Annotated in this window: 9 protein-coding genes; 1 reads left to right on the top strand and 8 read right to left on the bottom strand. The window is 52.7% G+C overall.

Translation table 11 applies throughout. The annotated features are described in order from the left end of the window. Positions 1 to 320: 320 nt before the first annotated feature. Complete coding sequence (locus tag INT22_RS05510) at positions 321 to 1,322, top strand: porin (RefSeq protein WP_089039981.1); 1,002 nt, start codon at positions 321 to 323, stop codon at positions 1,320 to 1,322. A gap of 150 nt (positions 1,323 to 1,472) precedes the next feature. On the opposite strand, the gene INT22_RS05505 is transcribed toward INT22_RS05510, so the two are convergent. From INT22_RS05505 to ugpA, 8 genes are all read right to left on the bottom strand, one after another. After that, on the bottom strand, positions 1,473 to 1,613 hold the full coding sequence (locus INT22_RS05505) for a hypothetical protein (protein ID WP_157698051.1): 141 nt from the start codon (positions 1,611 to 1,613) through the stop codon (positions 1,473 to 1,475). 173 nt (positions 1,614 to 1,786) lie between these two features. Then, on the bottom strand, positions 1,787 to 2,155 hold the full coding sequence (locus INT22_RS05500; RefSeq protein ID WP_193061174.1) for a DUF1428 domain-containing protein: 369 nt from the start codon (positions 2,153 to 2,155) through the stop codon (positions 1,787 to 1,789). Next, on the bottom strand, positions 2,152 to 2,529 hold the full coding sequence (locus INT22_RS05495; RefSeq protein WP_089039979.1) for a YciI family protein: 378 nt from the start codon (positions 2,527 to 2,529) through the stop codon (positions 2,152 to 2,154). The genes INT22_RS05500 and INT22_RS05495 overlap by 4 nt, the downstream gene beginning before the upstream one ends. After that, entirely contained in the window at positions 2,526 to 3,371 is an 846-nt protein-coding gene (locus INT22_RS05490) for a YciI family protein (protein ID WP_193061173.1), read from the bottom strand. Before INT22_RS05490 ends, INT22_RS05495 begins: the two co-directional genes overlap by 4 nt. A 97-nt stretch (positions 3,372 to 3,468) precedes the next feature. Further along, a complete protein-coding gene (locus tag INT22_RS05485; RefSeq protein WP_193061172.1) occupies positions 3,469 to 4,695 on the bottom strand; it encodes an RNA polymerase sigma factor in 1,227 nt (408 codons plus the stop codon). A gap of 142 nt (positions 4,696 to 4,837) precedes the next feature. Then, positions 4,838 to 5,890, bottom strand: coding sequence for a sn-glycerol-3-phosphate import ATP-binding protein UgpC (locus INT22_RS05480; RefSeq protein ID WP_193061171.1), 1,053 nt, complete (start codon positions 5,888 to 5,890; stop codon positions 4,838 to 4,840). Position 5,891: 1 nt separating this feature from the next. After that, on the bottom strand, positions 5,892 to 6,734 hold the full coding sequence (ugpE, locus tag INT22_RS05475) for a sn-glycerol-3-phosphate ABC transporter permease UgpE (RefSeq protein ID WP_193061170.1): 843 nt from the start codon (positions 6,732 to 6,734) through the stop codon (positions 5,892 to 5,894). 31 nt (positions 6,735 to 6,765) lie between these two features. Then, positions 6,766 to 7,650 (bottom strand): sn-glycerol-3-phosphate ABC transporter permease UgpA, encoded by an 885-nt coding sequence (ugpA, locus tag INT22_RS05470; protein WP_193061169.1) that lies wholly within the window; start codon positions 7,648 to 7,650, stop codon positions 6,766 to 6,768. Positions 7,651 to 7,716 lie beyond the last annotated feature (66 nt).

The following is a 7,716-nucleotide window of genomic DNA, read 5'->3' as shown; positions in this document are numbered from 1 at the left end:
CTTAGCAGATCAATATGTCGATCAGGTTGCATTTTTATAGTTATCAAAAAAAACGCTAAAAAAATAAAACTTTAAGAAGAATGACATATATCGGTTTTAAGGTAGCTGACGACGAGGTAAACATATCCTCGATTGTGCCTTCGCAATGCGCAATTAAAAGCTCGGTAAGCAGCTTAAACATAATTTTTCGATTTTTATGACGACCCTTTTCTGACGAATCTTGGGTTGAAAATAAATTGAATTAGAAGACTTCGGTATCTGAATTCTCTTGTAACTAAAAGTGCTGATAACAAGCGCTAACTACTTTAATGGGATCAATCATGTTTAAAAAGGCGACACTTGCTCTAGCTATTAGTGGTTTGTTGGGTGCCTCTGCGGCTCAAGCGGCGGTGGTATATGACCAAGACGGCACGACGCTAGATATCTACGGCCGCATCGCTATGGGGTTTGAAGGCGGTGGTGAAAAAAATGGCGTTGATAATGGCGAGGAGTTCCGTAATTTTGGCTCTCGTTTGCGCTTTACGGCAGGCCATCAAATCAACGCTGACCTGCGCGCGTTTGCACGGGTAGAGTGGCGTTTTACTGGGGATGAGCGCAGCCGCCCGGGCTTTGACGAAGTGCGTAATAGCTACCTGGGTCTCGAAAGTAAGCAGTACGGTACGTTCATGGCGGGTAACTATAACAGTTACTACGATAACTACGTGATGACACCGTTCGATGTTTATGTAGAGCGTGGCTATGAATTTGCCGGCGGTGGTCTTCAGGCGCGTGGCGACTCACTTGGCTATAAAACGCCTGAAATCAACGGTTTTCAGGCTGTTTTCTCAGCAAAACACTTTTCTGAGCGTGGCCTCACTGAAGCGCAGCAGTCTAGCGAAGGTAGCGTTATCGCCACACAAGGTGGCGTCGTTTACGCGACTGGCCCCTTACGTTTAGCACTCGGTTATGTAGAAGATTCCGTGCGTGGCGGTGGCAACGGTGAAACACGTTTTGGTACTACGGCCGAGTACGACATCAATGACGCTTTCTCTGCGCGTTTAGGTTATGAAACCCGTGGTGATAACGATAAGCGAGGAGGCGGTTTCGACACAGTAGGCCTAGGTGGTAGCTTTGCCACCGGCGCTTGGACCTTCTATCTCGATTATTACAACATTGACGTAGACAACGCTGATAAGGATCGCGATGCTTGGGCCGCTGCGGCGCATTACGATGTTTCTAACAATTTTGATGTGTTTGTCGAGCTAAATGATGCTAATAAAGATGCCAATAATAACTTCGAAGATGATCTGTATTATGCAGTAGGTGCTCGCTATCACTTTTAAATGATAAATAGTTTCCTTAGCGTTTAAGTCACTTATTAAGATCGTTTTGCCGATGTGCTAAAAGTACATCGGCTTTTTGCGTTATGCTATCTATGATAATAATTAAGTGGTTTTAGAAAGCGTGCATGAATACGCCTTGGTAAGGCGTGGTTAGTCTAAGAGTTTCTTTGTCGCTGGCGTTTGGCGCTTTTTCTCGCGGCGACGCTGCTTGGCTAATGCGTTGCCGTTAGCCAGTTCCTCTAAGTAGGCGATTTCTTCGTCGCTGAGCGGTTTGCGCGGTTGGTTTGTCATTGATGTCACCACATTGTCAGGCCTTTCTGGCACGCTAACGATGAACAATGACATCAATATGAAAGGAGCCATTAAGATGCGTTTTAGCCGCTATGGGATTGCGCTAGGGGGAGTCACTTACCAAGAGGAAGGGCTTGCGGGCCGTTTCTATTGAGTGAAACGGCCCGGTGTACTCACATCGTCATGATGCTTTCAAAGCCGCCATAAATAAGACGCTTGCCATCAAAGGGCATGGGATTAACGTCCATTTGTAAGCGTGGATCTTCCATGACTTTTGGCATAGCGACATCGCGTACCGCTTTGGAAGGCCACTCTATCCATGAAAAAACAACGCTTTCGTCATCTTTTCGCTTAACCGCCATGGAGAACGAGGTGACCTCGCCTTCGGGAACATCATCTTCCCAACACTCTACCACTCGCAGTGCGCCGAACTCTTTGAACACTTCTGCGGCGGCGCGGGCGTGCTCAATAAACTCAGATTTATTAGCGGTCGGCACGGCAGCGATGAAGCCATCGACATAGGGTGTGGCGGTAGTGTTCATGCTGTTTCTCCTGCGTTTGCTTTGGGTGGGAGTTCTCGAGCGGGGCGTACTTCAATGCTGCCCAGCCGAGCTGGCGGGATGCGGCTAGCCAACTGCAGTGCCTCATTCAAGTCGCGAGCTTCCAGTAGGTAGAAACCAGCCAGTTGCTCTTTGGTTTCGGCAAAGGGGCCATCGGAGATCAGTGTCTCGCCATCACGCACGCGCACGGTGGTTGCGGTCTCCGTTGGTTGTAACGGCTGCCCGGAAAGGTAGTTGCCGCTGGCGCTCAGGCGCTCGACCCCCGCGATACACTCCTGGTTGAGGTCGTACCACTCCTGTTCGCTCATGGCATTGATGATTTGCTCTTGGTAATACACTAGCGCAACGTACTTCATGGAGCGTCTCCTTCGGTGGCTGAGGGGCAGTTTTCTGACGGAACGTTGACCATCCAGCCGACGCCAAAGCGGTCGGTTACCATGCCGAACCCTGGCGACCAGAAGGTGGCTTCGAATGGCATGACAATCTTTCCACCCTCCGCTAGTTGAGCAAAGGTTCGTGCGGCTTGCTCAATATCCTGATACTCCAGTTGAATCTCTACCCCTTGAGGTGGTGTATAGCAGTCAGCCGCCATATCGGCACCCATCAAGCGGCGTCCACGCAGGTTCAGCGAGGCATGGATAACGTGGTCATGAAGGGTGGTCGGTACGTGTTCAGCGGCAGGCGTTTCAGCGTAAGTCAGTAGGCATTCCAACTGGCCACCAGTGACGTCGGCATAAAACTGCATGGCCTCACGGCAAGTGCCGGGAAAGGCAACATGCACGTTCATGGCATCCGGCACACGGGCAAGGTTACGGTGCTGCTCAATGCCGGCACCGGGCTCAAAATCCTCCAGCGAGAAGAAGCGCCGCAGCTCAAGTGTCACGTTGCCATCGGCATCTTGGGTGGGCCACTGCTGAGCCCAATGAATGGCCTCTTCCAGCGTTGGCGCTTCTAGTACGCTGTAGCCAGCAATGCGCTCACTGGGGGGCGAAAATGGTCCTGGGATAACGGTGGGAGTACCCTTATCGAAGCGGATCAGGCAGCCATCGCTGGTTGGACGTAAGCCATCACCGCCTAAAAATACACCAGCCTCAGTTAAACGCTGGTTATAAGCGGCCATGTCGGCAAGCAGTTCTTGGGAGGGCATAACGCCGTTTTCGGTATTGGTATCGGCACGGCGAATTAGCATGAATTTCATTGAGAGTCTCCTGGATGATCCGAGGGGGTACTCTTACTAATCGTTTGGGGCGAGCTGAAATCGACATGGTCGGACTATTTTTTTATCACGTTTTTTATCAATGCTGTTTTAGCTCAGACAGCCGCCTGCGCAAAAAGCGCTTCTCTGGATCAAGCGTCGCCAGCACGAGCGCCTGCTGATAGGCACTGCGCGCTGCATCATATTGGCCTTGGCGGCGCAGTAAATCCGCTTGTGCCGCGTATAATAAGTGGTAGCGGCTCATTTGTGGGTGATGGACTAACTCATCGAGAAGCTGCAAACCGGTTGCCAGCGCGCCATTCATGGCGATGGCCACTGCGCGATTGAGTGCCAGAATGGGTGAGGCATTGTGGCGGCATAGCGCATTGTAGAGTCGTACGATTCTTCCCCAGTCGGTCTGTTCGGCGCTGCTAGCCTGTGAGTGTTCCGCGGCAATTGATGCCTGTAGGGTGTAGTAGCCGGTTGGAGTGAGCGCTAGTGCCTGCTCAAGCCATTCGATACCGCTATTAATATCCTCTTGGTGCCACAAATCTCTGTTTTGTTCGTCCAGGGTGACTAAGTCACCCGCGCTGTCTTGGCGTGCATCGCGACGAGCATCATTAAGCCGCATCAGTGCCATCAACCCGAACACCTCGCCACTGGGTAGCAGCCTTGCTAACGCCTCACCGAGGCGCATGACTACCTTCGTCAAGCTAACATCAACGACCTGGCTGCCCATGCTGCGTGAGTAGCCTTCGTTGAACACTAAATAGATAACCTGGAGTACATCCGGCAGGCGCTCGGGAAGTGCTTCGCTGTCAGGCACCGCGTAGGGGATGCGGGCATCGCGAATTTTGCGCTTAGCGCGCACGATGCGTTGAGCCAGCGTAGTGGGCTTCATAAGTAACGCACTCGCCACCTGTTCGGTAGTGAGGCCGCACATTTCCCGCAGGGTTAATGCCACGCGGGCTTCCATGCTCAGGCTTGGGTGACAGCAGGTGAACAACAGGCGCAGTGCATCGTCTTGAATCGTCGCTGGTTCTAGATCCAGTGTCTCTTCGGCGGGTAACAGCAAATGAGCTCGGCGGCGTGCCGTGCTGCGTTGGCGAATTTGATTAACCCCACAGTGGTAGCCGGTACGAATTAACCAGGCTTGAGGGTTGTCGGGTGAACCGTTAATTGGCCATTGCTGAACCGCTGCCACAAACGCATCCTGCATTGCTTCTTCGGCAAGCTCAAAATCCCCTAGCAAGCGAATCAGAGTCGCCTGTACGCGCCGGGAATGATCGCGGTATAAGCTGTCGAGGTCATTACATTCTGTCTTCATAGACCAGTATTCATCATAGAGATCCATACGCTACTACCGGCAAAAATAGCTGAGCAGCGAGTTATTGTTATTAGCTCAAACGTAGCGCATGAAGTCTCCGATGATGTGCTTTTCTTATGCAAGTTTTTCTTAAGTCGCGCTGTCAACCATCGGTGCGCTTTTGAGTGGTGCTGTTAAAAGGATGAAGAGCATCGCGGGGCACGTAGAAACGTAGTGCTTCACCTTCACGAACGGCTGGCTGGCCCGCGGTGCGAATCACCGTGGGTTGCTCGCTGTCGGCGAGATTAACGTATAGATGGCTTTCCGCACCTGCCGCCTCAAAGAGCATGAGTGTTGCGTCGATGGCTAGGTGTGGCGCATCGGGTGCGGTGAGGTGCATATCATCTGGGCGAATGCCGAGGATATCGGTGCCTGCAGGGAGGTGTTCCAGCATGCTGCTGTTTTGAGTACGCAGATAATCCAGCGGCAACATGTTCATTGCCGGAGAGCCAATAAATTCCGCAACGAACATGGTGGCCGGACGGGCGTAGATCTCCATCGGGGTGCCAACCTGCTCAATTTGCCCGGCATTTAGCACGACCAAACGGTCGCCCAGGGTCATGGCTTCCAGCTGATCGTGGGTGACATACAGGCTGGTGGTTTTTAGGCGACGCTGTAGCTGTTTAATCTCCACCCGCATTTGCACGCGCAGCTTGGCATCCAGGTTGGAAAGCGGTTCATCAAACAAGAAGGCTGAAGGCTCGCGCACCAGCGCTCGGCCCATGGCTACCCGCTGGCGCTGGCCGCCGGAAAGCTTGCGCGGTTTGCGCTCCAGGAAGTCTTCAATCTCCAGCATCTTGGCCGCTAAGCGCACGCGTTTATCGATGTCATCTTTTTTAAAACCGCGGTTCTTTAAGCCATAAGCAAGGTTGTTGTAGACGGTCATGTGCGGATAAAGCGCGTAGTTTTGGAACACCATGGCGATATCGCGCTCAGCGGGCTCTAACTTATTGACTACCCGGTCGCCGATTTTGAGCGTGCCTTCGGTAATGGTTTCAAGCCCCGCGACCATGCGTAGCAGGGTCGATTTGCCACAACCGGATGGCCCGACGAGTACCACAAATTCGCCATCTTCAATCTGTAAGTCGATGCCTTTGACGGCGTGAACATCGCCGGTATAGGTTTTCTTCAGCCCTTCCAAGGTAATACTGGCCATCTTATTTCTCCGTCTCGGTCAGGCCTTTCACAAATAGGCGTTGCATAAACAGAATCACTAATACCGGCGGTAGCGCTGCCATCACCACTGCCGCCATAATCAAGTGCCACTGGGGGTTCTCTTCTGAGGTCATGCGCTGAATACCCATCACGATGGTGTAGTAGTCAGGGTCGGTGGTGATCAGCAGTGGCCACAGGTATTGGTTCCAGCCATAGATAAACATGATCACAAACAGCGCGGCGATATTGGTCACTGACAGCGGCATTAAGATGTCTTTAAAAAACTTCAGTGGCCCGGCGCCGTCGACGCGAGCAGCTTCGAGCATTTCTTCGGGAATGGTCATAAAGAACTGGCGGAACAGAAACGTCGCGGTGGCCGAGGCAATTAGCGGAATCGACAGCCCGGCAAAGCTATTGAGCATGTTGAGATCCGCAACGACCTGAAACGTGGGAATAATGCGCACTTCGACGGGCAGCATTAGCGTGACGAAAATTAGCCAGAAAAAGAACATCCGAAAACGAAAGCGGAAGTAAACAATCGCAAACGCCGACAGTAGCGAGATCGACAGTTTTCCTACGGTAATCGCCATGGCCATAACAAAACTGTTCCATAGCATCATGCCTGCTGGTGGGGCTCCTGCGTTGGAAACGCCGGACTGCCACATACGGGTAAAGTTTTCGATACCGTGAGCGCCGGGCAGCATCGGCAGCGTGCCGCGTAGCAAGTCGCCTGGCGCCTGGGTAGACGCTACGAGCGCAACGTACACGGGGAACACCACCACCGCGACGCCAATCATCAACGTCAGATGAGCAAAAAAATTCGCCCAGGGTCGGTTCTCAACCATTGAAAGTCTCCCAAACAATTAGCCAGTGGTGTTAGTAGTTCACGCGGCGCTCGATAAAGCGGAACTGCACCACCGTGAGCGCGACCACAATGGCCATTAGAATCACTGACTGAGCGGCCGACGAGCCTAAATTCAAACCCACGAAGCCATCGGCGTAGACCTTATAGACCAGCGTGTTGGTGGCCTGGGCGGGGCCGCCTTGAGTAGTAGCGTGAATAATGCCGAACGTGTCGAACATGGCGTAAACCACGTTAACCACCATCAAGAAGAAGGTGGTTGGCGTGAGCAGCGGGAAAATAATCGTCCAGAAGCGCTTCATGGGGCTTGCGCCGTCAATGGCCGAGGCTTCGATCAGTGATTGAGGGATTGACTGTAAGCCAGCGAGGAAGAACAGAAAGTTATAAGAAATCTGCTTCCAGGCGGCGGCAAAAACCACCAGCATCATGGCGTCTGCGCCCGAATTACGGTGGTTCCACTGGTAGCCGACCATGTCCAGTATGTAGGGCACAATGCCAATCGACGGGTTGAAAATAAACCACCACAGCACACCGGCAATGGCAGGGGCAATCGCATAGGGCCATACCAGCAACGTGGTGTAGGTGCTGCGTGAGCGGATCATGCGGTTAACCGTGCTCGCTAACAGCAGCGCAACGGACATGGAGAGTAGCGTGGTGCCTACCGCAAACACCACTGTCACGGAGAGCGAGTTAAGGTAAGCGCCATCGCGAAACAGGCGAGCAAAGTTTTCCAAACCCACAAAGGTGGTGCGTAGCCCAAAGGCATCTTCTCGTAGCAGTGATTGGTAAAGCGCTTGGCCGGCTGGCCAGATAAAGAAAATCAGCGTGACAATGACCTGAGGAGCCAGTAAGGCGTAGGGCAGAAAACGCCCAGGGAAGGTCATGCGTTTGGTTTGCATAGGCGACGTATCCTGCGTCTATAAACGGCACCAATAAGTAGGGCACTTAACAACAGGCACGCCGCC

It is taken from the genome of Halomonas sp. 3D7M (genome assembly GCF_014897885.1).
GTDB lineage: Bacteria > Pseudomonadota > Gammaproteobacteria > Pseudomonadales > Halomonadaceae > Vreelandella.
Note: the sequence above shows the minus strand (reverse complement) of the source record. Positions and strands in the feature narration are given on the sequence as shown.

What these genes read in the sequence shown, in the direction of transcription:
- INT22_RS05480 (WP_193061171.1), bottom strand. Translation starts at nt 5,890, where the DNA reads ATGGCCAGTATTACCTTGGAAGGGCTGAAGAAAACCTATACCGGCGAT.
- INT22_RS05510 (WP_089039981.1), top strand. Translation starts at nt 321, where the DNA reads ATGTTTAAAAAGGCGACACTTGCTCTAGCTATTAGTGGTTTGTTGGGT.
- INT22_RS05485 (WP_193061172.1), bottom strand. Translation starts at nt 4,695, where the DNA reads ATGAAGACAGAATGTAATGACCTCGACAGCTTATACCGCGATCATTCC.
- INT22_RS05505 (WP_157698051.1), bottom strand. Translation starts at nt 1,613, where the DNA reads ATGACAAACCAACCGCGCAAACCGCTCAGCGACGAAGAAATCGCCTAC.
- INT22_RS05495 (WP_089039979.1), bottom strand. Translation starts at nt 2,529, where the DNA reads ATGAAGTACGTTGCGCTAGTGTATTACCAAGAGCAAATCATCAATGCC.
- INT22_RS05490 (WP_193061173.1), bottom strand. Translation starts at nt 3,371, where the DNA reads ATGAAATTCATGCTAATTCGCCGTGCCGATACCAATACCGAAAACGGC.
- INT22_RS05500 (WP_193061174.1), bottom strand. Translation starts at nt 2,155, where the DNA reads ATGAACACTACCGCCACACCCTATGTCGATGGCTTCATCGCTGCCGTG.
- ugpA (WP_193061169.1), bottom strand. Translation starts at nt 7,650, where the DNA reads ATGCAAACCAAACGCATGACCTTCCCTGGGCGTTTTCTGCCCTACGCC.
- ugpE (WP_193061170.1), bottom strand. Translation starts at nt 6,734, where the DNA reads ATGGTTGAGAACCGACCCTGGGCGAATTTTTTTGCTCATCTGACGTTG.